Below are 24403 nucleotides of genomic sequence, written 5' to 3'. Positions count from 1 at the left end.
CCGCAGCCGCCCCGCCACCCCCGCAATCCCACCCGGCAGGAAGTACACCACCGCGATGAACAGCGCCCCGAGGACGAACAGCGGCTCGGACAGCGGTCCCCGCAGCCAGCCCGGGAGGCCGGCCACCGCCTCGGACGTGCCGAGCGCGCCCAGCCGGTGGTCGAGGTAGGCGTACAGGACGCCGCCGACGACGGCGCCCCAGCGGGTGCCCGCGCCGCCGAGTACGACCATGAGGAGGAAGCCGAGGGTGAAGCTGGAGGTGGTGATGCCCGGGCTGGAGCCGCCCAGGAGGAAGAGGTGGACCATGCCGCCGAGCGCGGCCAGGAAGGACGCGATGACGAAGGCGAGGAGCTGGAAGCGGTACGGGTGGAGGCCGAGGACCGCCACGCGCTGCTCGTTCTCGCGGATCGCGGCCCAGACGCGTCCGGGTTCGGAGTCGACCAGCCAGGCGATCGCGGCGGCCACGAGCACCAGGTAGGCGAGCGCGAGCCAGTAGAGGTTGGCCGTGTTGTCGATACCGGCGAGGAAATCCGGCACAGCCGAGGGCAGCAGGGACAGGCCCTCCTCTCCCCCGGTGAGCCGCCCCGGGTCGCTCGCGACCGCGATGGCCGCGACCTGCGCCATCGCCAGCGTGACCATGGCGAAGGCGATCCCGCGGACGCGCAGGGCCAGGGCGCCCAGGAGGACCGGGACGACCAGCCCCACGAGCACCGTCAGCGCGAGCGCCGCGGGCAGCGTGAACTCCCCTTTGGTGACCGCGATGTTGACGGTGTAGCTGCCGAGCACGACGTACAGCGCATGGCCGAAGGAGAGCAGACCGGTGTGCCCGAAGAGCAGGTCGTACGTGGCGGCCAGGCCGGCGAACACCAGGCATACGCCGAGCAGTTGGAGCGAGCCCGGACTGTTGACCGGGCCGGGCAGCAGCGCCGGCAGGTCGAGGGTGGAGTACGGCAGGATCGCGAGGACGACGAGCGCGGTCAGGGGCACCGCGCGGCGCAGCAGCCGGCGGCGGCGCGGTGCGGCGGATGCAGTGGGCGCGTCGGTCGGCGCGGGTGGGGTGCGTACGGCTGTCCTGGTCATGCGGTCCTCCCCGTGAGGCCGCCGGGCCGGGCGAGCAGGACGACGGCGAGGACGAGCACGACCGAGGCCTCGCCCACGCCGGCGGCGGCGTAGTAGCTGGTGAACTGCTGGACGAGGCCGACCACGACGGCGGCGAGGGCCGATCCCGCGACCGAGCCCATGCCGCCGATGACGACGACGATGAACGCGAAGATGAGCAGCGACGTGCCCTGGCCGGGTGAGACGTCGCCGTAGTAGACGCCGGCCAGGACCCCACCGAGCGCCGCCGCCGCACCGCCGATGGCGAAGACGACCGTGAAGGCGATCCGTACGTTGATGCCGAGGGCCGTGACCATCGCCCGGTCCTCCACTCCGGCGCGGACGATGAGCCCGAACCGGGTGCGGTGCAGGAACAGTTGCAGCAGGCCGAGGACCACGATCGAGGCGCCGATCAGCAGGAACCGGTCGTTGGGCACGGTCGCGCCGAGGACCGTGCTGGTCTCCTCGGTCCAGGCCGGCTTGGGGAACGTCACCGGGTCCGCGCCGAATCCGGCCTGGAGCAGCGCGACGCCCGCGAGGCTCAGGCCGACGGTGACGAGGACCTGGTCGATGGGGCGCGCGTACAGCGGGCGGATCAGGAGCAGTTCGACGAGGACGGCTGCCACCGTGCCGAGGCTGACACCGATGGCCGCGGCGGGCAGGAAGCCGAGGCCGAGACGGTCCGCCGCCCACCAGGTGCCGTACGCGCCGACGGAGAGGAACAGGCCGTGCGCGAAGTTGAGGACATCCGCGAGACCGAAGATCAGCGAGAGGCCGGAGGCGACGAGGAAGTACAGCGCTCCCAGGCCGAGGCCGGTGAGGGAGAGCAGGACGAGGGTGCTCATGCCACTCCCAGGAGTTCACGGGTGAGGTCTCCGTCGGTGAGCAGGTCCGCGGCGGGCGAGGTGTGCACGACGCTGCCCTGTTCGAGGACGACGGTGTGGTCGGCGATCCGGCGGACCAGGGCGAGGTTCTGCTCGACGAGGAGGATCGGCACCTTCTGCGCCGCGCGCGCCAGGACGTCGGCGACCTCGGTGACGATTTTCGGGGCGAGACCCTTGGTGGGTTCGTCGACGAGCAGCAGCCGGTTGTCGTTGAGCAGCGTCCGCCCGATGGCGACCATTTGCTGCTGTCCGCCGGAGAGGCTGCCGGCCCGTTGCCTGCCGCGCGTCTTGAGCTCGGGGAACATGTCGTAGACCAGGTCGTAGTGGTGGGGGCCGCTGCCGCGTGCGGCGAGTTGGAGGTTCTCGGTGACCGTCAGGGAGGCGAAGACGTTGCGGTCCTCGGGGGCGTAGCCGAGGCCGCGGCGGACGATGGCGTGCGTGGGCAGAGCGGAGAGTTCCTCATCTCCCAGGCGCACCCGGCCCGTTCGGGGCACGAGGCCGAGCACGGCCTTGAGGGTGGTGGTCTTGCCGGCTCCGTTGCGGCCGAGGAGTGCGGTGACGCCCTGGTGGGCGACGGTGAGGCCGACTGAGTGCAGGATCTGCGAGGAGCCGATCCGTACCGTCAGATCGCTGACATCCAGGAGCGGCGTCACAGCGCCTCCCCGAGGTAGGCGTCCTGGACCAGCGGGTCGGCCATGACCTTCGCCGGTGTGTCCAGGGCGAGCAGCTGCCCGTGGTGCATGACGGCGACCCGGTCGGCGAGGCCGAGCAGGACGTCCATGTGGTGTTCCACCATCAGCACGGTGCGGCCTTCTTCGCGGTGCACGGCCCGTATCACCTCGGTCAGGGCGGGCACGTCGGCGGTGCCGACACCCGCCATGGGCTCGTCGAGCAGGATCAGGCGCGGCTCGGTGACCAGGAGGATGGCGATCTCCAGCTTGCGCTTGTCGCCGTGGGACAGCGATCCGGCGAGGCCCGCCGCACGGGCCGACAGGCCGACGCGGGCGAGCGCGTCCACGGCCGCGTCCCGGGCCGCGGTGTCGGACGAGGCGCGCCGCCACAGCCGCAGACAGGAGCCTCGGTGGGCGGCCGCTGCGAGTCGGACGTTTTCGAGGACGCTCAGTCCTGCGAAGACGCTGGAGGACTGGAAGGTGCGGCCGAGTCCGCGGCGTGCCCGGCGGTGCGGCGGGTCGGCCGTGATGTCGGCGCGGTCCAGTTCGATGCTTCCCGCGGTCGGGCGTACGAGGCCGGAGATCAGGTTGAACAGGGAGGTCTTGCCGGCGCCGTTCGGTCCGATGACGGCCACGAACTCGCCCTCGGCCACGTCGAATTCGACCCCGGCGACGATCTGGGCGCCGCCTACCGCCCAGCCGAGCCCGCGGATGCGCAGGACCGGCCGGGCGGCGGTGGGGGCGGAGGCGGTCACTTCTCGACCACGCCGGGGGCGACGGCGTCGGCGTCGAGCTTCTTGACCAGTTCGGCGGTGGGCGGGGTGCCGTTCTTGAGCCGCGCCTGGAACATGGGCTGGAGCAGCGCGTGGTCCTCGGCCCGGACGGTGAGCTTGCCCTTGACACCCTCGAAACTCCAGCCTTCGAGGGCCTTGGCCATCTCGTCCGCCGAGGCGCCCTGTCCGGCCGCGTGGACGATCATCTGGGCGGCGGTGAAACCGTCCACGGTGAACAGTCCGACCTCGCCGCCCGCCTTGGTGACGCGTTCGGTCATGGCCTTCTCGGCCTCGGTGCCCGCTGCGCCGGCGAAGTAGTGGGCGAGGAAGTCGACTTCCTGGGCCACCTTCCCGTACGACGGCCAGGTCGCCGCGATGTCCAGGCCGGTGACGACCTTCGTGGAGTCGAAGACGCCCTGCTGGCCGAGCGCCGTCCACATCGCCTTGGCGGAGGTGCCGGCCCAGGCGACGAACATCATGTCCGCGCCGGCCTTCTCGGCCTGGGTCGCGAACGGCGTGAAGTCGTTCGCGGCGGCCGGCACGAGCAGCGGGGCGACCTTCGCTCCCTGCGGTTCGAGCACCGCCTTCACACCGGCGACGTTGGCCTGCCCGAAGGCGTTGTCCTGGGCGAAGACGGTGACCTTCTTGCCCTTCATGTCGCCGACGAAGGCCGCCGCCGTGTTGATGTCCTGGGTGGTCTGCCGCCCTGAGCGGAAGGTGTACGGGCCCGCCCCTGTGACCGCGTCGGTGGCCGCGGGGCCGGACAGGAACAGGACCTTGTTCTGTTCCGTCAGGGGGCTGACCTGGGTGGCGACTCCGGAGGAGGTCGCGCCGGCGATGACGTCGTAGCCCTGGCCGATGAGGTCCTTGGTGGCGGCGACCGCCTTCGCGGGGTCCCCGGCGTCATCGGCCTGGTGGACCTCGATCGTGCGGCCGCCGGCCTTGCCGGTGCCCTTCGTCGCGTAGTCGAGACCGGCCTGGAAGCCTTCCAGATACTGCTTGCCGTACGTGGCGAGCGGCCCCGACTTGGAGTACACGAGGCCGACCTTGACGGGATCCGAGGCCTTGTTCCCCGTCGAGCCGCTGCTGCCGGGGCTGCCGCACGAGGTGGTGAGGATCAGGGCCGCCGCTGCCGCGGCCAGGGCTGCGGGCCACCGGCCCGCGGGGCGCTTTCGGTGCATGGTCGGCTCTCTTCTGCTGCTGGTGAGGGTGGCGGAGGGCGCGGCTCAACTGCCGCTCCGTACAAGGGGGTTGCCGGGCACAGGCCTGGCGGTTGGTGCTCGCCGGAAGGCTAGGAGCGGACGGTGCCGGGAGCGATGTGGGCCGGGACCACAACCGGGGGCGGTTCGGTGGCGACAGCAGCCACAGACCGCGGGCGGCGGCAGCCACAGACCGCGGGCGGCACCGGCCCACACCCGCTCAGCAGGACCCGGTCGCGACCACTTCGTAGTGGTCGTCGCCGGTCTTCTTCAACGTGGCCTGGACGGCGGTGTTCCACAGGCCCATCGGCTGGTTGGAGCCGTCGGCGTATGTGTAGCCGCCCGACTGGTGCGCGCGGCTCTGCTGTACGTGGGTGTAGTTGCTGGAGGTGAAGCACTGGGCGGGCGCCGGTGTGCTCGGGTCGGGCGACGGGGTCGTCGGGTCCGGGGACGGAGTGGATCCGCCGCCGTCCAGGCCCCAGAACCTGGCCATGTGGTGCGCGGAGCAGATGTTCGCGTCCGGGATGTAGGTGTCCCCGGTCTGCCCGCACTGGCCCGCGCCGGTCCCGGGATCGATGGGCTGGCCGTGGCCCATCCCGCTGATCGTGAAGCTCTCGACGACGGGCCGGCCCGCCGGGTTGTTGAACACCTTGTGCGCGGCGCCGGACACCGTGTCGGACACGTCGGCCGTCTGGTCGGTGCCGTGGACGTTCGTCCACTGGTCGACGAGTTCCTGCAGGTTCGCCGGCACCACCGTGGTGTCACCGGTGCCGTGCCATACGGAGAGCGTCGGCCAGGCGGTGCGCGAGGCACCGCCCGGCGAGGCCGCCCGCACCTTGTCGCCCCACTGGGCAGGGGACTTGGCGACTGAGGGACTCATACAGGTCCACTCATTGGTCTCCGGAGCACAGCCGGACGGGAGTCCGGCCGCGATGCCGCCGCCCGCGAACACCTCGGGGTAGGCGGCCATCATCACCGACGTCATGCCGCCACCGGCGGACAGCCCGGTGACGTACACCCGCGACGGGTCCGCGGACTGGTCGGCCTTCGCCCTGTCCACCATCTGCTTGATGGACAGCACCTCGCCCTGATCGCGGGTGATGTCCGCGGTCTTGAACCAGTTGAAGCAGTTCATGGCGTTGTTGGCGGTGCCGGTCTCCGGCAGCACGAGCGTGAACTTGTGGCGGTCGGCCAGCTCCTTCCAGCCGGTACGGGTGCCGAAATTGGCGGCGAGGCCGGTGCCGCTCAGCGAGCAGCCGTGCATCGCCACCACGAGCGGCCGGCCCGCGGGCAGTCCGTCGGGCACGTAGCGGTACATCTTGAGCGCGCCGGGGTTGGAGCCGAAGCCGGTCACCTGCTCGATGGACGCGGCGCGCGCGGGCGGCGCCGCCTTCAGCATGGTCGCCGCGAGCAGGAACGACAGGGCGGCCGCGGCGAGCGCGGACAGCAGGAAGCCGGATCGTCGCCGGCGAGGTGCCGGACGGTAGTGGGGCAGCGTCACAGGGAACTCCTCGTTCACGGGGCCGAAATGTTTCCGTGAACGTAGGGGTCGCGCTCGGCGCCGAGGAATGTGTCAACTCACCACTTCGACCGGGGCAGTTGTGTGGTCGCGGGTCAGGCCGCGCCCGCCGTGACCAGGTCCGGCGCCACCGCGAGCTCGGTGCCCGTCGCCGCGCGTACCTCGTCGAGCCGTACGCCCGGGGCGAGTTCACGCAGCAGCAGCCCGCCGGCCGCGATGTCGAGCACGGCGAGGTCGGTGATCACCCGGTGCACCACACCCCAGCCGGTCAGCGGCAGGGTGCACTCGTCCACGAGCTTGGGCGAGCCGTCCCGGGCCGTGTGCTCCATCAGCACGATCACCCGGCGCGCTCCGTGCACCAGATCCATCGCCCCGCCCATGCCCTTGATCATCTTTCCGGGGATCACCCAGTTCGCCAGATCACCGAAGGCGGACACCTGCATGGCGCCCAGGACGGCCACGTCGATATGGCCGCCGCGGATCATCCCGAACGACAGCGCGGAGTCGAAGTAGGAGCCGCCCGGCACGATCGTCACGGTCTCCTTGCCGGCGTTGATCAGGTCCGGATGCAGCTCGTCCTCGCCCGGATACGGGCCGACGCCGAGGATTCCGTTCTCGGACTGGAGCACCACCTCGACGCCCGGGGGCAGGTGGCCGGGGATCAGCGTGGGCAGTCCGATGCCGAGGTTCACATAGGCGCCGTCGGGCAGTTCACGTGCGGCGCGGGCCGCCATCTGCTCCCGGGTGAGTGCCATCTCAGCGACCGCCTTCCACTACGGGGCGCACGGTGCGCCGTTCGGTTTCCGTACCGGGGCGCGCCACGGCCCGCCCGGTCTCCGCTCCAGGGCGCACGGTGCGCCGTTCGATCCGCTTCTCGGCCGCGGGATCGTCGGCCGCCACCGGCACCACCCGCTGCACGAACACACCGGGCAGCTGCACCTCTCCGGGCGGTATCGCGCCCGGTTCCACCAGCTCCTCCACCTCGGCGACGGTGATCCGGCCGGCCATCGCGGCCAGGGGGTTGAAGTTGCGGGCGGACGCGTGGAACACGAGGTTGCCGTGCCGGTCGCCGACCGCGGCCCGTACGAGGGCGAAGTCCGTGGTGATGCCCTCCTCGAGGAGGTATTCGCGTTCGTGGAAGATCCGGGTCTCCTTGGGCGGTGCGGCCACCGCCACCGAGCCGTCCGGGTGATGGCGCCAGGCGATCCCGCCCTCGGCGATCTGGGTGCCGACCCCGGCGGGGGTGTAGAAGGCCGGGATGCCGGCGCCGCCCGCGCGCAGCCGTTCGGCCAGCGTGCCCTGCGGGACCAGCTCCAACTCCAGCTCACCGCCGAGGTATTGGCGCGCGAACTCCTTGTTCTCGCCCACGTACGAGCTGGTCATCCGGGCGATCAGCCCCTCGCGAAGCAGCAGTCCGAGTCCCCAGTCGTCCACGCCGCAGTTGTTCGACACCACATGCAGTCCGCCGGTGCGCCGCTCGAGCAGCGCATGAATGAGGGCACTCGGTATCCCGCAGAGCCCGAAACCCCCGACGGCCAGCGACGCGCCGTGCGGAAGGTCCGCGACCGCCTCCACGGCATCGTCGATCACTTTGTCCAGCCCCATGCGCAGTACGCCCCTCGGTAGGTGGAAGCAGTCGTCCGAGCGAGGGCTGAAGACGGACAGCCGTCGCGACGCCACCGAGGCTAGGAAGCCGCACCGCCCTGCTGCCATGGCGCACGGGCCCATACATTGCGGCCCTGCCATGGCGCCCTGCCCCATGCACCTCACCTCCGGTCGCCGCCGCTTCAACAGCAAATCCCCGCACGCCTCTTGAGGCGTTCCTGGCGGGACGCCTAGGATCGAAGGCGCCTGATTGAAACGTTTCAAGCATCGAAACCCGTGAGAATCCGAGGGGCACGCGATGAGCGACGCACGCGAGACAGGACGGGGTGAGCCCTGGAACCGCAGGGCCTTCCTCGTGACATCCGCCGCAGGAGCGGCCACGGGCATGGCCGGCCTCGGGCAGGGAACGGCCCTGGCCGCGACCGGCACACAGGGCGAGAGCGGCGGCGCCCTGCGCATCGGGCGCACCACGGTCGAGTACGCACCGACGCTGCTCGGCACGGACATCGAAAAGCCCCGGCTCGCCTGGGAGTCGACCGCTTCCGGCACGGGCGCGGAACAGAGCGCCTACCAGATCAAGGTCACCACGGGAGCGCGCACCGTCTGGGACTCCGGCAAGGTCGCCTCCGCGCGCACGGTCGGCGTGCCCTACGACGGTCCCGCGCTCGCTCCCCGTACGAGATACGCCTGGAAGGTACGGGTGTGGGACGGCGACGGGGTGGCATCGCAGTGGAGCGCCGAGCGGTGGTGGGAGACCGCGCTCGGCGACGAGGACTGGCAGGGGCACTGGATCGGGGCCGGCGCCGCACCGCAGGCGCCCTCCTTCGAGGGCGCCTCGTGGATCTGGGCGCCCGGGGCGACCGAGCAGGGCGCACCGCCCGGCACGGTCTGGTTCCGCGGTGTGTTCCAACTCCCCGACGGCGCCCAGGTGTCGAAGGCCACGGTGATCGCCACGGCCGATGACGACTACACGCTGTACGTCCAGGGCGAGCAGGTGCTGCACGCGCCCGAGCAGACCGACAACTGGCGCACCGGGGACCTCGCGGAGGTGACCGGCGCGCTCGCGTCGGGCGGCCGGGTGGTGGTCGCCGTGCGGGCCACCAACCGCGGGGGCGCGTCCGTGAATCCGGGCGGACTGCTCGTCCGTCTCCTAGTGGAGCACGGCGGTGCCACCACCGAGTTGGTGACCGGTCCCGGTTGGCGCTGCGCGGAGAGCGAGCAAGCCGGCTGGCAGCAGCCGGACTTCGATGACGCCGCATGGGCCGAGGCGGTGGTGGTCGCACCGTACGGACAAGGAGCCTGGGACAACGATGTCACGGTGAGCGCGCCGGAGCTGCCGGCGCCGCTCCTTCGCCGCGCGTTCACGGTGTCCAAGCCGGTGCGCCGCGCCCGCCTCTACGTCAGCGGACTCGCGTACTACGAGGCCGAGATCAACGGCCGGCGCGTGGGACGGCAGGTGCTCGACCCCGGCTTCACCGACTACGACGAGACCGTCCTGTACGCCACGCACGACGTCACCGGACTGCTCCGGCGCGGCGCCAACGCCATCGGGGTCACGCTCGGCCGCGGCTTCTACGGCATGACGACCCCCAACGTCTGGAACTGGCACAAGCCCCCGTGGCACGGAGAGCCGCGGCTGCTCGGCCAGTTGGAGATCGAGTACGAGGACGGCTCGCGCGGCACCCTCGCCACCGACGGCGCGTGGCGGATGGCGGACGGCCCGACCCGCACCAACTCCCTGTACGCGGGCGAGACATACGACGCCCGGGAGCATCCGGCCGGCTGGACCGAGGCCGGATTCGACGACAAGGCCTGGCGGGCTCCCGTCCGGATGGAGGCGCCGAAGGGAGCGCTGCGGGCGCAGGGGCTCGAGCCGGTCGAGGTGGTCGAGACCGTACGGCCGGTGAAGATCACGGCGTACGGGGACGACTGGCTCGTGGACATGGGCCGGACCATGGCGGGCTGGACGCGGCTGACCGTACAGGCCGCAGCGGGGACGACCGTCCGGCTCAAGCACGGCGAGAAACTCAAGGCCGACGGGAGTGTGCACGCCGAGACGGGCCATGTGCCCGGGCGCTTCCAGACCGACGAATACGTCTGCGCGGGCACCGGTGACGCGGAGGTGTGGGAGCCCAAGTTCTCGTACAAGGGCTTCCGTTACGTGCAGATCAGCGGGCTGCCGCGCAAGCCCGGACCGGACGAGGTGCTCGGCCGCGTGGTGCATTCGGCGGTCGAGGGCACGGGGACGTTCCGCTGCTCGGAGCCGTTCTATGAGCAGCTCGAGCAGGCCATGCGGCGCACGGTCCTGAACAACCTGCACAGCATCCCGACCGATACGCCGATGTTCGAGAAGAACGGCTGGACCGGGGACGCCCAGGTCGGGGCGCCGATCATGATGTACGCGCTCGGTATGCAGCGCTTCTTCACCAAGTGGCTGGGCGATCTGGCGGACAGCCAGAACGCGGCCGGCCAGATCCCGGTGATCGTGCCGAGCGGCGGCTGGGGCTATCAGGAGCTGGCACCGGCGCCGGAGTGGACCACGGTCTATCCGTTCCTGGTGCGTGAGATGTACCGGGTCTACGGGGACGACCGCATCGCCCGCGAGCATCTGCCCGCCCTGACCCGCTATCTGGACTGGGAGCTCGGCCGGCTGCGGGACGGACTCGCGGTCACCGCGCTCGGCGACTGGGTGTCGCCCGGGTACGAGATCCCGCCGGAGGACACCCGGCTCACGGCGAGCGCCTATCTGTACCGGGCGCTGAGCGACACCGCGGAGATGGCGGAGCTGGTCGGCGAGAACGCGGTGCGCGGACGCTACGTGAAGGCCGCCGAGGATCTGAAGAGCGCCTTCAACTCCGCGTTCCTGGGCCCCGAAGGGCACTACCGCACGGCCAAGGACCCGCACTACCGGCAGTCGAGCAACTGCATCCCGCTCGCCTTCGGTCTGGTGCCCGCGGGCGCCCGGGCGAGCGTCACGGACTCGCTGCTCGCCGATATCGCCGAGCGCGGCAACCACCTCAACACCGGCTGCCTCGGCACCAGCGTGCTCCTTCGCGCGCTGAGCGCGGCCGGGCACTCCGATGTGGCGCGCGCGGTGGCCCTGCAGAAGACGTACCCGGGCTGGGGCCACTGGTTCGAGAACGGCGCGGACACCATGTGGGAGTACTGGCAGGCGGACTCCCGCTCCCGCGACCACTACTTCCTCGGCACCATCGTGCAGTGGCTGTACGAGAACGTGGCGGGTCTGCGCCCCGGCGACGCCGGCTACCGGACGTTCACGGTGCGGCCGGACGCCCGTGACGGCGTCGACTGGGCGCGCACCGAGCTGGACACGGTGCGGGGGCGGGCGGCCGTGGCGTGGTCGCGTATCGACAAGGAGATACGGCTGACGGTACGGGTCCCGGTGGGCGCCACCGCCGAGGTGCATGTACCGGCGGCCGCGAAGGACAAGGCCCAGGCACCGAGGGGCGCCGCCTTTGTGCGCACCGAGCCGGGGTACGTGGTGTTCCGGGCTCCGCACGGGGAGTGGGGGTTCCGCGGGCGACCGTGAACGACGGGAGGGGCCGGCGGTCCTGAACGCGCGGGACCGGCCGACTGAACGCGCGGGAGGGGCTGACGGCATCAGCCGCTGGCCCCTCCCCTCAGTGCTCAGAGCCAGGCATTCAGCTGCTCGCGCAGGCCTCATGCCCCCAGCCGCCCGACGCCAGCTTGGTGATCTTCTCGCCCGCCGCGTACGGCTGTCCGCACGAGCAGCGGCCGGCGAACTTGGCCTTGATGACAGGGGCCTTGCCCGACGAGCCGGACCCGCTCTTGCGGGCGGGCGCCGTCTTACGGGCGGCCGCCGGTGTGGCCGTGAACCGGTCGGCGCGCGGCTGAGGGATCTCCGTACTGCCGTGCGCCGTCCCGGCGGGCTCCTGCGACTCCGCCGCGTCGCTGGCCGCGATGTCGGCGATCGCGTTGAGCAGGTCGCCGTCCGCGCGGTGGGCGGCGACATGGCGGAAGGTGACCTCGCGCCCGGTGAGCAGCTCGTCGATGCGGATCACGAGTTCGCGGTTGGCGACCGGCTTCTTCGATGCGGTGAGCCAGCCATTGCGCTTCCAGTTCTTGATCCAGGTGGTGACCGCCTGCATCGCGTACGTGCTGTCCATCCGGACCTCGAGCGGTACGGAAGCGTCGGTGGCCTCCAACAGCTCGGCGAGCGCGGTCAGTTCGGCCACATTGTTGGTGGCGACGCCGAGCGGTCCCGCTTCCCAGCGCTGCGGGGTGCCGTCGGCATCCGCGACGACCCAGCCCCAGGCGGCAGGGCCCGGGTTCTTCTTGGCGGCACCGTCACAGGCGGCAATGATCAAGTCGGACATGCCCTCGATGATGCCAGCTCCGCGCCCGCGCGCCGTACACGCGGCGTCGGCTGCCGGATGTGGAGGGCACCCATCCGACTGTCGGATGGGTGCCCTCCACCTCATTTGTGCGACCGAAGCCGGGTTCGGTCGTTGACTCCGGTATGACCGTGCAGAAACCACGCCGCCGCCGGCCCCTGGGCTGGGGCGCACCGCATCTCCAGGGCGCCAAGGGCGCCCAACCCTCGGCGGACGACGCGCAGTTGACGCTCAAGGCGCGGGCCGCGCGGCTCGCGGCGGCGATGCGCTGAAGCCTCGGCGACGCGGGTCACGGTCCCTGGACAGGTGACCCGGTCCCGAGCGCGAACCGCTCCGTGTCCCGCCAGGCCGTGCCGTCCCAGGTGACCAGGGTCACGTGGCGGACGGTCACGGTCAGCGGAAGCAGGGGCGCCAGTGCGGCTTCGAGAGCGTCGTACACGGCAGGTGCCGCCTCGGGGCCCAGGCTGTTGGCGAGGGTCAGGTGCGGTTGCAGTCCGTCCTCGCCGAAGATGCCGCGATACGGGGCGCACTCGGGCCATGCCTCGACGACACTCTTGGTCAGCGCCCGCACCGGGTCGGCCGGCCAGGGGTCCAGGTAGAGGACGCCCGGGTAGCGGCCGAATTCCGAGAAGGTGAGGCCGAAGGGCTCATGGGTGCGCATCAGCTCCCCGAGCCTGCGGCGGACCGAGGGGTCGATGCGGTCCCGGTGCAGAAACGGGAAGAGCACCGAGACATGGGCTGGGAAGTCCTCCCGTATCAAAGGGTCGGCGTCCGGCAGCAGGATCGTCAGCGCCGTCTCCCCCAGGGCATGCGCCCACCCCGAACCCACCGTGCGTCCCCTCAACGTCCCGGCAGGCTGGAGCCGCGCACGACCAGTTCCGGCTGGAGCACCACGCGCCGGTGCTCGTGTTCGTCCGACTCGGTCTCCTCCAGGAGCAGTTCGGCCGCCATCGCGCCCATGGTCACGGCCGGCTGGCGCACCGAGGTGAGCGGGACGACCGCGGCCGCCGCGAACTCGATGTCGTCGTAGCCGACGATGGCCATCTCCTCGGGGACCCGGACGCCCGCCGCGTACATGGTCTGCAGGACGCCGAGCGCCAGGAGGTCGTTGGCGCAGAACACGGCCGTGGGGCGTTCGAACAGGCCCAGGATCCGCGAGGCCGCGTCGCGGCCCGCGGCGACGTCGAGGTGTTCGGTGGGCAGCTCCCGCAGTGCCTCGGCCGGCAGGCCCGCCTCGGCGAGTGCGTTCAGGGCGCCCTGGCGGCGGTCGCGGACCTGGTTGAGGTCGGAGGGGCCGCTGACGTAGGCGATGCTGCGGTGTCCGGCGTCCACGAGATGGCGTACGGCGAGGGCACCGCCCTGTATGTCGTCGACGGAGACGGAGCATTCGGTGACGCCCTCGGCGACGCGGTCCACGAGCACGAAGGGGATGTTGTGCCGGCGGAAGGCCTCGATGTTGCGGCCGGTGGCGTCCGCCGGGGTCAGCAGCACACCGCGTACCCGCTGCTCGGCGAAGAGCCCGAGATAGTCGGCCTCCTCCTGCGGGCTCTGTGCGCTGTTGCAGACCATCACGCCGAGTCCGGCCTTGCGCGCGGCGCGCTCGGCGCCGCGCGCGACGTCCACGAAGAACGGGTTGCCCATGTCCAGGACGAGCAGCGCCATGATCCGGCTGCGGCCTGCGCGCAGCTGGCGCGCCGACTCGCTGCGGACATAGCCCAGGCGCTCTATGGCGGCGCGCACCCGCTTGCGGGTCTCCTCCGCGACCATGTCCGGGTGATTGATCACATTGGACACGGTGCCCACGGACACCCCTGCGTGCTTCGCCACGTCTTTGATGCCGGCCATGTGCGGTGCGTACTCCGTCCTGCAGCGGCGGTCCGGTCCTGCCGGCAGTCACTCTGTTCTGCCGGGCCCGGTTCTGCCAGCAGTAACTCAGAATTTGTACTGGCCTGTGCCCTCCTTGTCGAATACACCGGCTGCTCATCCACACCGGCTACCGGTACATCGCCTTGCGGAGCACCACTTCCACCGGACCGCGCCACCCGCGCCGCTCGAAGGCGTACGCAGCCGCCACCGTCACCAGCCACACCCCGGTCGCGAACAGCACCATCGTCGAGCTGGTCAGACGGGCGCCCAGGCCCAGGCCCCAGGCGGCGAGCAGCGGGGCGAAGAGGACGGAGTGGGCGAGGTAGCAGGACAGGGAGCGCTTGCCGACGGCGGCCACGGCCGTCACCGCACGGTTCGGTCCTGACGCACGGTTCCGTCCCGCCGCACGCCGGTTCCACCAGGCCACGAACAGGGCGATCGCGGCGACATAGCCGAGCCCGGCCGCCATCCCGGTCAGTTCGCGCACGATCATCAGCACACCGGATTCGCTCTGTACATGCGCGGGCACGTCCAGGGCCCCGACGTGGGCGAGTGCCGAGGGCAGCGCGCCCAGCCAGCCGATCGTGATGCCGAGCACGGCCGTACGGCGCAGCAGCGGCAGATGACGGGACGGCTCCTCCAGGATCCGGCGGCGTGCGGCCCAGAAGCCGAGCAGGAAGATCAGGTACGCGCCGCCGACCAGGGACAAGGGGGCAGCGGCGAACGTGACGAACAGACCGGTGGACAGACGGGTTCCGGCCGCCGTGAGCCAGTCGCTCTCCTCGCTCGCGTACGCCTCGTAGCCGGGCGTCCCGCTCACCTCGCCGAGCGACCCCAAGTCGCCCTGGAGCAGCGCCGATACGACGGGTTCGGCGGAGATGACGAGCAGCTGGACCGCGGCGATCACGATCCACCGGTTCAGGGCGCGGTCGCTGCGGCGCAGGAAGAACCAGCCGAGGGCGAAGCTCAGCACCCCGTAGTAGCCGACGATGTCGCCCGCCATGAAGAGGGTGGCGTGGGCGAGGCCGATGAGGACGAGCAGCAGACTGCGCCGGCGCAGGATCCCGACCGCGGCCCGCTCACTGGTGCCGGCGGCCCGCTGACGCTGATAGAGCTGCACCATCCCGTAGCCGAAGAGGAACGCGAAGAGCGGATAGACCCGCAGATCGAGCACCGTGATCATCCCGAACTGCACGGCGTGGTCCAGCCACCCGCCCGTGACCGGCTGCCATCCGGAGGGCCCGTACTCGGACCGCCAGAGGTGGTAGGCCGTGTTGGAAAGCACGATGAGCAGCAGCATCAGTCCGCGGGCGAGGTCGGGGGCGAGGGCCCGTTCCGCGGACCGCATACCGGCCGGGCGCGCGGTCCCCGCCCTGGCCGCTGTGGCGTCAAGAGTCATGATGCGACGCTATGGACGCAGGTCACAGGCCCGCTTCCGACTTTGGGCGAGAGGAGGTGGCCATGGGTCTACGGGTGCCGGTCCCTGCCGGTCCATAGGAGACCAGCCTTCTTCGAGCGCGCTGCCGAGCGGCCGCATCAACCGATCGGTGGACCTGGCCGTAGCCCGTCCGTATCCCCGGAAAGGGGACCTTCCGTATCGCTCCGGGGCAACCGGTGGAGCGATGTGCCGAGGCCGGCCGGCGGGCGACGATCGGCAGACGAAGCACCGACTGTGAGGAGACCACCGTGGAGCCGACCCGACGGACCCGACGGACCCGACGGACCCTCGTCCCGGCCGCGCTGCTGCTCTCCGCGGTGACGCTGCTGGCCGCATGCGGCTCCTCCGAGGAGGGCGCCGCCGCCGACCGCCCGTCGTCCTCAGCCTCGGCGTCCGGCTCCGGGTCTGCGTCTGCGTCTGCGTCGAAGGCGCCTGCGGGCACGAACGCCGAGGCGTCGGGCCGGCTGCTCGACGCGGCCGAGAAGGGCGAGCCCGCCGCCGTACGCGAGGCCCTCGACGACGGCGCCGATATCGAGGCCCGTGACGACCGGGGCCGTACGCCGCTGCTGCTCGCCGCGACCGGCGACCATGACGTGGCCGCGCGGATCCTGGTCGAGGCGGGCGCCGACCCCGACGCCCAGGACGAGCAGGACGACAGCGCCTGGCTGGTGACGGGCGTGTCCGGCAGCGTGAAGATGGCCCGGGTGCTGATCCCCGCCGAGCCCGACTACGCGCTGGAGAACCGCTACGGCGGCACCTCCCTGATCCCGGCGGGTGAGCACGGGCACGCGGACTACATCCGCGAGGTCCTGAAGAACACGGACATGGACGTCGACCACGTCAACAACCTCGGCTGGACCGCCCTGTTGGAGGCGGTGATCCTCGGCGACGGCGGTGCGGCCCACCAGGAGACGGTCGAGGCGCTCCTCGACGGCGGCGCCGATCCCGACCTCGCGGACGGCGACGGGGTGACCCCGCTGCAGCACGCCGAGGACAAGGGCCAGGACGAGATCGCCGAGCTGCTGCGGGCGGCCGGGGCCTGACGGGAACCGCGCGACGCCGGCCGGTCGGGCCGTAGTCCTTCGGACTACTCCCTCCGGCCGACCGGGCACCCGGGAAACGGGCCCTGGGCCGGATGCCCGCACCGGCGGCCCCCGGGAGCCTGGCCCCATGCGCTTATTCGGAGCAAGATCCCTTCAGTTCAGGTCGGCCGTCGGGGCCGCCGCGTTCGGGCTGCTCGCGACCGGGCTGGTGCTGCCCGCGCCCGCCGCGGGTGCGCCCGGTGGTGGCCTTTCGGACAGCGGAGTGCAGATCCGGCGGACCGCGTACGGCGTCCCGCACATCGTGGCCCGCGACTTCGGATCGCTGGGGTACGGATACGGCTACGCGTTCGCCCAGGACAACGTGTGCGAACTCGCCGACACGGTGCTGACACTGCGCGGCGAACGGTCACGGTACTTCGGGGCGCAGGGCGAACCGGCAGGGGGCGATGACGGGCCCGGCGAGGAGCTGCCGTACAACCTGGCGAGCGATACGTACTACAAGGCACAGCGCGAGGCCGGCACCGTGCGCAAATTGCTCGCGCGGAAGGCTCCGCTCGGGCCGGTGGACGAGCTCAGGAAGATGGTCGCGGGGTACGCCGACGGGTACAACCGCTATCTCCGGGACACCGGCGTCGACCGGATTCCCGACGCCCGGTGCAAGGGCAAACCGTGGGTACGGCCGGTCACGGCCGAGGACCTGTGGCACCTCGTGTACGACGTCAACGCCGCGTCCGGGTCGGCGCCTTACGCCGCGGCCATCGGCGACGCGAAACCGCCGGGAGCGGCGGGCACCCGGCCGACCACCTTGCACGCACCGCAGACACGGCCGGCCAGCAACGGCTGGGCCCTCGGCCGTGAGGTGCTGCGCCCCGGCGCGGGAAACGCCATGGTGCTGGCCAATCCGCATCTGCCGTGGGTGGGCAACTCGCGGTTCTACCAGGTGCAGTTGACGATCCCCGGCACGCTGGACGTGGCCGGCGCGAGCCTGCAGGGCACGCCCCTGGTGGAGATCGGGCACAACCGCACGCTCGCCTGGACCCACACCGCGAGCAACGCCCAGCACGGCTCGCTCTACCGGCTGAAGCTCGCGCCCGGCGATCCCATGAGCTATGTGGTCGACGGAAAGCGCGAGCGGATGACCCGTACCGCCGTCGCAGTCGTGGTCAAAGGCGAGGACGGCAGGCCCCGGACCGAGCGGCGCACGGTGTACGGCACGCGTTTCGGTGCCGTGCTGAACTTCGGCTGGACGAGCACCCATGCGTACGCCCTGCGGGATGCCAACGAGAGCAATCTGCGCTCGATGAACACCTGGCTCGCGATGGGCACCTCACGCGATCTGGGCGAACTGCGCGCCGCGCACGACACCTCGCAGGGCATCCCGTGGACCTACACCTTGGCCGCGGACAGCAGCGGCGAGACGTACTTCACGGACGCCTCGGCCGTCCCGCACCTCACGGACGAGCAGCTGGAACGCTGCGCCGTGCCGGGCGGCGAGGAAACACCCGAAGCGTTGGACGGCTCACGGACGGACTGCGCCTGGGGCAGCGATCCCGACGCGCTCGTACCCGGGATCCACGGGCCGTCCCGGCAGCCCGAGTTGAGCCGTGACGACTTCGTGGCCAACTCCAACAACGGTCCGCACCACACCAATCCGGCGGCTCCGCTGACGGACATCCCGTCCGTCTACGACGTGAACCCCCGCCTCGGCCCGCGCGCCCAGCTCGGCCTGCGGATGATCGAGGAGCGGGGCACGGGCGCCGACGGTCTGGGCGCGCCGGGCTTCAGCCTGCGCACGCTGCGCGAGTCGATGCTCGGCAATCGTGTGCTCTCGGCCGAGACGGGCCGCGCGGACGTCCTCGCGCTGTGCCGAGCGCATCCTCGTCTGGACACCACCGACGGCAAGGTGGTCGATGTACGCAAGGCCTGTGCCGCGCTGGGGCGTTGGGACGGCCGGGCGGACGCCGACAGCCGCGGTGCGGCGCTGTGGATCTCTTTCTACGGACGGCTCGGCGAGAGGGGACCGTCGCAGAGCTGGCACAAGGTGCCGTACGACCCGCGACAGCCGCTCACCACACCGCGCGGCATCAAGGGCGAGGATCCTCAGGTGCGACACGCCCTCGCCGACACCGTGCAGGAGTTCGCGGCCGAGAGGCTGCCGGTGGACGCCGAACTCGGTGCGGTGCAGAAGTGGGCGGGGGTGCCGCTGCCCGGCTGCGACGGCTCGGAGGGCTGCTTCAACGTCCTTGAGGCGAGCGCCGATTCGGGTACGGGGACGCCCCGGGGCGGCGCGTTCGGCACCAGTTTCCTGATGGCCGTGACGCTGACCGACGACGGGCCGCGCGCCTCCACCCTGCTCACCTACGGGCAGTCCGCCGACGAGAACTCGCCGCACTACACCGATCAGACCCGGCTGTTCTCGCGGGGGCGGTGGGTGAGCGAGCGGTTCACCGAGGAGGAGATCCTCGGCGATCCGCGGCTGGAGGTGACGACGCTCGAACGCTGACGTGCGAGGGCCGGGACCGACCTGCGGTCCCGGCCCTGCGCCCGGCGTCACGCCACCTCGGCCGCCGGCTCCTTCACGCCGCGCCGGCCGTCGGCTCGTTCACGCCACCTCGGCCATCCGCTCCTGTCCGGCGAACTGCGTCAGGTGCAGCTCCGCGTAGCGTCCGCCGTGGGCGAGCAGTTCCTCGTGCCGTCCGCGTTCCACGATCCGGCCGTCCTCGACGACCAGGATCTGGTCGGCCGAGCGGATCGTCGACAGACGGTGGGCGATGACGAGGGCGGTCCGGCCCTCCAGCGCCTCGGCGAGCGCCTCCTGGACGGCGGCCTCGGAGGTGTTGTCGAGGTGGGCGGTCGCCTCGTCCAGGATGACCACCCGCTGACGGGCGAGCAGCAGCCGGGCGATCGTCAGGCGCTGACGCTCACCTCCGGAGAGCCGGTACCCCCGCTCCCCGACCACCGTGTCCAGGCCGTCCGGCAGTGCGCGGACCAGCGGCTCGAGCCGCGCCCGGCGCAGCGCGTCCCACAACTCGTCCTCAGACGCGCCCGGTTGGGCGAGCAGCAGATTGGCGCGTACGGAGTCGTGGAAGAGGTGTCCGTCCTGTGTGACCATGCCGAGCGTCTGCCGCATGGACGTGGCGCTCAGGTCACGGACGTCCACTCCCCCGATACGGACCACGCCTTCGTCGGCGTCGTACAGCCGCGGAACCAGCTGGGCGATGGTCGACTTGCCCGCGCCGGACGAGCCCACGAGCGCGATGGTCTGTCCGGGTTCGGCGCGGAAGGAGAGCCCGCGCAGCACCTCTTCGCCGCCGCGGGTGTCGAGCGAGGCGACCTCTTCGAGGGAGGCGAGGGAGACCTTGTCGGCCGCGGGGTAGCCGAAGCGGACGTTGTCGAACTCGACGGCGACCGGCCCGTCCGGCACGCTGCGGGCGTCTGGCTTCTCCTCGATCAGCGGCTTGAGGTCGAGCACCTCGAAGACCCGCTCGAAGCTGACCAGCGCGCTCATCACCTCGACCCGGGCACCGGCCAGGGCGGTCAGCGGCGCGTAGAGCCGGGTGAGCAGCAGGGCCAAGGCGACCACGGCGCCGGCGTCCAGGGTGCCGCGGATCGCGAACCAGCCGCCGAGTCCGTACACGAGGGCAAGGGCGAGGGCGGAGACCAGGGTGAGCGCGGTGATGAAGGTGGCCTGCGCCATGGCGGTCCTTACACCGATGTCCCGTACGCGGTGGGCCCGCTCGGCGAACTCCTCGGACTCCTCGCCGGGCCGCCCGAACAGCTTGATCAGGGTCGCGCCCGGGGCCGAGAAGCGCTCGGTCATCCGGGTGCCCATCGCGGCGTTGTGCGTGGCGGCCTCGCGCTGCAGCTTGGCCATCTTGGTGCCCATGCGCCGGGCGGGCACGATGAACACCGGGAGCAGGACCAGGGCGAGCAGCGTGATCTGCCACGACAGACTGAGCATCACGGCGAGCGTGAGCAGCAGCGTGACCACGTTGGACACCACGCCGGACAAGGTGTTGGAGAAGGCGCGCTGGGCGCCGATCACATCGTTGTTGAGCCGGCTGACAAGCGCGCCGGTGCGGGTGCGGGTGAAGAACGCCACCGGCATCCGCTGCACATGGTCGAAGACGGCGGTGCGCAGGGCCAGGATCAGATCCTCGCCGAGGCCGGCGGAGAGCCAGCGGTTGACCAGGCCGAGGCCGGCCTCGGCGACGGCGATGACCGCGATGAACAGGGCGAGCTTGACGACGACACCGGAGTCCTTGCCGTCGACGATGGCGTCGACGACCCAGCCCGCGAGCACCGGAGTGGCCACGGCGAGCAACGCCATCGCCACGCTGATGAGCAGGAACTGGCCGATACGTCGGCGGTGGGGGCGGGCGAACTCGGCGATACGGCGCAGTGTGGCCCGGGCGAAGGGACGCTGGTCCTGCTGGGCGTTCATCACGCTGTGCAGCTGCGTCCATGCTGTGGTTTCCATGCTCATGCCTGGAACTTAGGACCTCAAGTAAACTTGAGGTCAAGAGTCCGTCGCGTACGGAATCCGAAGACTCGCCGCCAGAGCGCTCTGCTACAGTGCGAGTGGCACTTGTGTACGCCCTGAGTCATCGGGCGCCGGTGCAGTTCCTCTCTCCGCCCGCATTCGTCGGGCTCCCGGACAGTCTCTGTCCCCGTCTCACCGCGCATCCACGGCACCTCTCGGGATGGCTCCGCCTCCTGACAGCCGCCTACGAGCCGGTTCCCCCTGCTCCGCCGACGTGCGGTGCGCGCCTGATTTCAGGCGCCCCGCCCTTCCGTCGCGTTGAGCCCTTCCCCCCTCACGTATGCCAACTCACCGTCCATGAAAGGACGCACCATCATGACTACGACCACCACACTCGAACCCACCCCTGTCGCCGCCGAGTTGCCCACTGCGTACGGGATCCTGGATCTCACCACGCACGGCAACGGCCTCCTGCGCACCCCCGGCCTGCTGCCGGCACCCGGCGACATCCACGTCCCGGCCGCGCTGATCCGCCGCCACGGCCTGCGCACGGGCGACGCCGTCGAAGGGACGGCCACGGGGGTGACCTCGCGGGGTGCCAAGGGGCGTGCACTCGCCCACGTCACCCTCGTCAACGGACAACTCCCCGGCGCACGCCCGCACTTCAAGGACCTCACACCCCTGCATCCGCGCGAACGCCTGACCCTGGAGCACTCCGGGGGCGGCATCACGCCCCGGATCGTCGATCTGGTCACGCCGGTCGGCAAGGGCCAGCGCGGCCTGATCGTCGCGCCGCCGAAGACCGGCAAGACCATGCTGCTCAAGCAGTTGGCCGCGGCCGTCACCGAGAACCACCCGGAGTGCCACCTCATGGTGCTGCTCCTGGACGAGCGGCCCGAGGAGGTCACCGACATGCAGCGTTCCGTACGCGGTGAGGTGCTCGCCTCCACCTTCGACCGGCCCGCCAAGGAGCACATCGCCCTCGCGGAGCTCGCCATCGAGCGCGCCAAGCGGCTCGTCGAGCAGGGCCGCGATGTCGTGCTGCTCCTCGACTCGCTGACCCGTCTGTGCCGCGCGTACAACAACGCGGCGTCCGCGGGCGGCCGCACCCTCAGCGGCGGTGTCGACGCGAGCGCGCTGACCGGGCCGAAGCGCCTGTTCGGTGCCGCACGGCTCACCGAGGAGGCGGGTTCGCTCACCATCCTCGCCACCGCGCTGGTGGACACCGGTTCGCGCGCCGACGACTACTTCTTCGAGGAGCTCAAGAGCACCGGCAACATGGAGCTCCGCCTCGACCGCGCCCTCGCCGCCCACCGGGTGTTCCCGGCCGTGGACGTCACCCCGTCCGGGACGCGGCGCGAGGAACTCCTCGTACCGGAAGCGGAATTGACCGCCGTACGAGCGCTGCGGCGCGCTCTGCAGTCACGCAACGGGCAGGCCACCGAAGTGCTGATCGAGCAGCTGCGCAAATCCCCCGACAACCCGACCTTCCTCCAGCAGGTCAAGCAGACCGTGCCCGGCGCCTGAGCGCGGGCGCTGGGGGATTTCCCCCAGCCAAGGCGGAGGAAAGCCGCGTTCCGGCGGCCACCCGGGCGGATCTAGCGTCGAGGCATGACCACGCAGACGACCGCCCCAAGGGGGTCTCGATGATCTCCGTCCGCGGACTGACCAAGCGCTACGGCTCGACCGCCGCCGTCGAAGACCTGAGCTTCGACGTGGCGCCCGGCGCCGTGACCGGTTTCCTCGGGCCCAACGGTTCCGGGAAGTCCACCACCATGCGCATGATCATGGGCCTGGACGCCCCGGACGCGGGTCAGGCCCTGGTCAACGGCCGCCCGTACGCGGAGCTGGCCTGGCCGCTGCGTGAGGTGGGCGCGCTGCTCGAAGCCCGTACGTACCATCCGGGCCGCAGCGCGTCCCGGCATCTGCGCGCACTCGCCGCGGGCGGCGGCATCCCGGGCGCCCGGGTCGACGAGGTGCTGCGGACCGTCGGCCTGAGCGAGGTCGCGCACCGGCGGGCGGGCACGTTCTCGCTCGGGATGGCGCAGCGGCTCGGGATCGCGGGCGCGCTGCTCGGGGACCCCGGCGTCCTGCTCTTCGACGAGCCGGTGAACGGGCTCGACCCCGAGGGCGTGCGCTGGATCCGGGATCTGATGAAGGGGCTGGCCGCCGAGGGCCGTACCGTGCTCGTCTCCAGCCACCTGATCAGTGAAATGGCGCTCACCGCCGACCACTTGGTGGTGATCGGGCAGGGCCGGCTGCTCGCCGATACGAGTGTCGCCGAACTCACCGCCGACGGGGCGTCCCTCGAGGAGGCCTTCTTCCGGCTCACCAGCGGTTCCGCCACATATCGCGGCACCGCCGGACCCTCGGCCGCCGCGCCGCACGCCGCCGCGCCGTCAGACACGTCACCGACCGCCACGTCCCACCGGAGCACCCGATGAGCACCGCCGCACTCTCCCCCGGTCCCGGCGTCCTCGCGGGCCGGTACGGCTTCGCGCACGTGCTGCGGATGGAGTGGATCAAACTCCGCAGCCTGCGCTCCACGTGGTGGGCGCTGTTCACCGTGGTGGCCGGGATGATCGCCATGGGTGTGGTCACCATGGCCAACACCAAGGCGCCGTCGGCCGACAAGGCGGCCACGTTCGACCCCACGAACAACGTGCTCGCCGGGGTCGCGCTCGGCCAGCTGGTCATCGGCGTGATCGGTGTCCTGCTGGTCACGGGCGAGTACTCGTCCGGTTCGATGCGCTCCACGCTGGCCGCCGTGCCCCGCCGCCCGCTGGTGCTCGCCGCGAAGGCGGCGGTGTTCGGCGGGGTGACGCTGGTGCTCAGCGAGGTCGTCGCCTTCCTCACGTTCCTGGTGGGCCGCGCGGCCCTCGACCCGGCGATCGAGCAGCCCTCGCTCACCGACGGCGGCGTGCTGCGGGCCGTGCTGATGTCCGGGGCCTATCTGGGGCTGATCGCCGTGATGGCCGTCGGTATCGGCGCGCTGGTCCGGCACACCGCGAGCGCGATCGGCGTCCTGGTGGGGCTGCTCTTCGTGGTGCCGGCGATGCTGGCGGGTGCCACGGGCACGACCGTCGCCAAGTTCTTCCCGACGATGATCGCCGGGAACTCGCTCGCGGTGTCGCGACCGATGCCGGAGATGCTCACGCCGTGGGCGGGCTTCGCGCTGCTGCTCGTCTACACCGCCGTGGTGTACGCGGCCGGGGTGCGGGTTCTGGTGCGACGCGATGCGTGAGACGGGGAGGGTGGATGCGGGAGTCGTGGGTACGGGACCCGTGGACGCGGGAGTCGTCGATACGGGACCCGTGGACGCGGGAGACGTGGGCGGCGGCGTCGTGGACACGGAAGTTGCGGACACGGGCCCCGTGCACGCGCCACCCGGTGAGCGGCCCGGCGCCGGACACGGGATCATCGTCGGCATGCCCGCCGGTTCCCGTGC

At 71.4% G+C, this 24403-nt stretch carries 20 protein-coding genes; 7 read left to right on the top strand and 13 right to left on the bottom strand.

Annotated elements, in window-relative coordinates; all coding sequences use genetic code 11:
* From G6045_RS25055 to G6045_RS25020, 8 genes are all read right to left on the bottom strand, one after another.
* On the bottom strand, positions 1-1080 hold a 1080-nt coding region (locus G6045_RS25055; protein ID WP_165334343.1), incomplete at its 3' end, for a branched-chain amino acid ABC transporter permease.
* Positions 1077-1943, bottom strand: a complete 867-nt coding sequence (locus G6045_RS25050; protein ID WP_165334342.1) for a branched-chain amino acid ABC transporter permease — start codon at positions 1941-1943, stop codon at positions 1077-1079. The genes G6045_RS25055 and G6045_RS25050, both read right to left, overlap by 4 nt.
* Positions 1940-2635 carry an ABC transporter ATP-binding protein gene (locus G6045_RS25045; protein ID WP_165334341.1) on the bottom strand — a complete coding sequence of 232 codons (696 nt, stop codon included), beginning with the start codon at positions 2633-2635 and terminating at the stop codon, positions 1940-1942. The genes G6045_RS25050 and G6045_RS25045 overlap by 4 nt, the downstream gene beginning before the upstream one ends.
* Positions 2632-3408: an ABC transporter ATP-binding protein gene (locus tag G6045_RS25040; RefSeq protein ID WP_165334340.1), complete on the bottom strand. Its 777-nt coding sequence runs from the start codon at positions 3406-3408 to the stop codon at positions 2632-2634. The genes G6045_RS25045 and G6045_RS25040 overlap by 4 nt, the downstream gene beginning before the upstream one ends.
* Positions 3405-4607 (bottom strand): substrate-binding domain-containing protein, encoded by a 1203-nt coding sequence (locus G6045_RS25035; protein WP_165334339.1) that lies wholly within the window; start codon positions 4605-4607, stop codon positions 3405-3407. Before G6045_RS25035 ends, G6045_RS25040 begins: the two co-directional genes overlap by 4 nt.
* Before the next feature lie 238 nt (positions 4608-4845).
* Positions 4846-6126, bottom strand: a complete 1281-nt coding sequence (locus tag G6045_RS25030) for an extracellular catalytic domain type 1 short-chain-length polyhydroxyalkanoate depolymerase (protein WP_328707888.1) — start codon at positions 6124-6126, stop codon at positions 4846-4848.
* Positions 6127-6239: 113 nt separating this feature from the next.
* On the bottom strand, positions 6240-6899 hold the full coding sequence (locus G6045_RS25025) for a CoA transferase subunit B (RefSeq protein WP_165334338.1): 660 nt from the start codon (positions 6897-6899) through the stop codon (positions 6240-6242).
* A gap of 1 nt (position 6900) precedes the next feature.
* Positions 6901-7749, bottom strand: coding sequence for a CoA transferase subunit A (locus G6045_RS25020; protein WP_165334337.1), 849 nt, complete (start codon positions 7747-7749; stop codon positions 6901-6903).
* Between the two features lie 298 nt (positions 7750-8047).
* On the opposite strand from G6045_RS25020, the gene G6045_RS25015 reads away from it, so the two are divergent.
* Complete coding sequence (locus G6045_RS25015) at positions 8048-11299, top strand: family 78 glycoside hydrolase catalytic domain (RefSeq protein ID WP_165334336.1); 3252 nt, start codon at positions 8048-8050, stop codon at positions 11297-11299.
* Positions 11300-11411: 112 nt separating this feature from the next.
* Here G6045_RS25015 and G6045_RS25010 read toward each other — a convergent pair whose 3' ends face one another.
* Positions 11412-12107, bottom strand: a complete 696-nt coding sequence (locus G6045_RS25010) for a ribonuclease H family protein (RefSeq protein WP_206344140.1) — start codon at positions 12105-12107, stop codon at positions 11412-11414.
* 149 nt (positions 12108-12256) lie between these two features.
* Between G6045_RS25010 and G6045_RS25005 the strand changes: the two genes are divergently transcribed.
* Positions 12257-12397: a hypothetical protein gene (locus tag G6045_RS25005; RefSeq protein ID WP_165334335.1), complete on the top strand. Its 141-nt coding sequence runs from the start codon at positions 12257-12259 to the stop codon at positions 12395-12397.
* A gap of 17 nt (positions 12398-12414) precedes the next feature.
* On the opposite strand, the gene G6045_RS25000 is transcribed toward G6045_RS25005, so the two are convergent.
* The 3 genes from G6045_RS25000 to G6045_RS24990 all read right to left on the bottom strand — a co-directional run bounded on the left by G6045_RS25000 (position 12415) and on the right by G6045_RS24990 (position 15390).
* The gene (locus G6045_RS25000; RefSeq protein WP_328707887.1) at positions 12415-12954 is read right to left on the bottom strand and encodes a 2'-5' RNA ligase family protein; all 540 of its coding nucleotides are present in this window, start codon (positions 12952-12954) and stop codon (positions 12415-12417) included.
* An 11-nt stretch (positions 12955-12965) separates the two neighbouring features.
* On the bottom strand, positions 12966-13970 hold the full coding sequence (locus tag G6045_RS24995; protein WP_165334333.1) for a LacI family DNA-binding transcriptional regulator: 1005 nt from the start codon (positions 13968-13970) through the stop codon (positions 12966-12968).
* A gap of 148 nt (positions 13971-14118) precedes the next feature.
* Entirely contained in the window at positions 14119-15390 is a 1272-nt protein-coding gene (locus tag G6045_RS24990; protein ID WP_235968285.1) for a DUF418 domain-containing protein, read from the bottom strand.
* 503 nt (positions 15391-15893) lie between these two features.
* Here G6045_RS24990 and G6045_RS24985 point away from each other — a divergent pair.
* Positions 15894-16472, top strand: a complete 579-nt coding sequence (locus tag G6045_RS24985) for an ankyrin repeat domain-containing protein (RefSeq protein ID WP_235968287.1) — start codon at positions 15894-15896, stop codon at positions 16470-16472.
* A 127-nt stretch (positions 16473-16599) separates the two neighbouring features.
* A complete protein-coding gene (locus tag G6045_RS24980; RefSeq protein ID WP_165334332.1) occupies positions 16600-18975 on the top strand; it encodes a penicillin acylase family protein in 2376 nt (791 codons plus the stop codon).
* Positions 18976-19074: 99 nt separating this feature from the next.
* Here G6045_RS24980 and G6045_RS24975 read toward each other — a convergent pair whose 3' ends face one another.
* Positions 19075-20958 (bottom strand): ABC transporter ATP-binding protein, encoded by a 1884-nt coding sequence (locus tag G6045_RS24975; protein WP_165334331.1) that lies wholly within the window; start codon positions 20956-20958, stop codon positions 19075-19077.
* Positions 20959-21330: 372 nt separating this feature from the next.
* Here G6045_RS24975 and rho point away from each other — a divergent pair, with 372 nt between their 5' ends.
* The 3 genes from rho to G6045_RS24960 all read left to right on the top strand — a co-directional run bounded on the left by rho (position 21331) and on the right by G6045_RS24960 (position 24199).
* Positions 21331-22482 carry a transcription termination factor Rho gene (gene rho, locus G6045_RS24970; protein WP_165334330.1) on the top strand — a complete coding sequence of 384 codons (1152 nt, stop codon included), beginning with the start codon at positions 21331-21333 and terminating at the stop codon, positions 22480-22482.
* Between the two features lie 119 nt (positions 22483-22601).
* The gene (locus G6045_RS24965) at positions 22602-23399 is read left to right on the top strand and encodes an ABC transporter ATP-binding protein (RefSeq protein WP_165334329.1); all 798 of its coding nucleotides are present in this window, start codon (positions 22602-22604) and stop codon (positions 23397-23399) included.
* Positions 23396-24199, top strand: coding sequence for an ABC transporter permease (locus tag G6045_RS24960; protein WP_165334328.1), 804 nt, complete (start codon positions 23396-23398; stop codon positions 24197-24199). The genes G6045_RS24965 and G6045_RS24960 overlap by 4 nt, the downstream gene beginning before the upstream one ends.
* The last annotated feature ends 204 nt before the right edge of the window (positions 24200-24403 follow it).

This window comes from Streptomyces mesophilus, assembly GCF_011044995.1.
GTDB classification, from domain to species: Bacteria; Actinomycetota; Actinomycetes; order Streptomycetales; family Streptomycetaceae; genus Streptomyces; species Streptomyces mesophilus.
The sequence above is the reverse complement of the archived record's forward strand: the minus strand, read 5'-3'. Positions and strand labels throughout refer to the sequence as shown.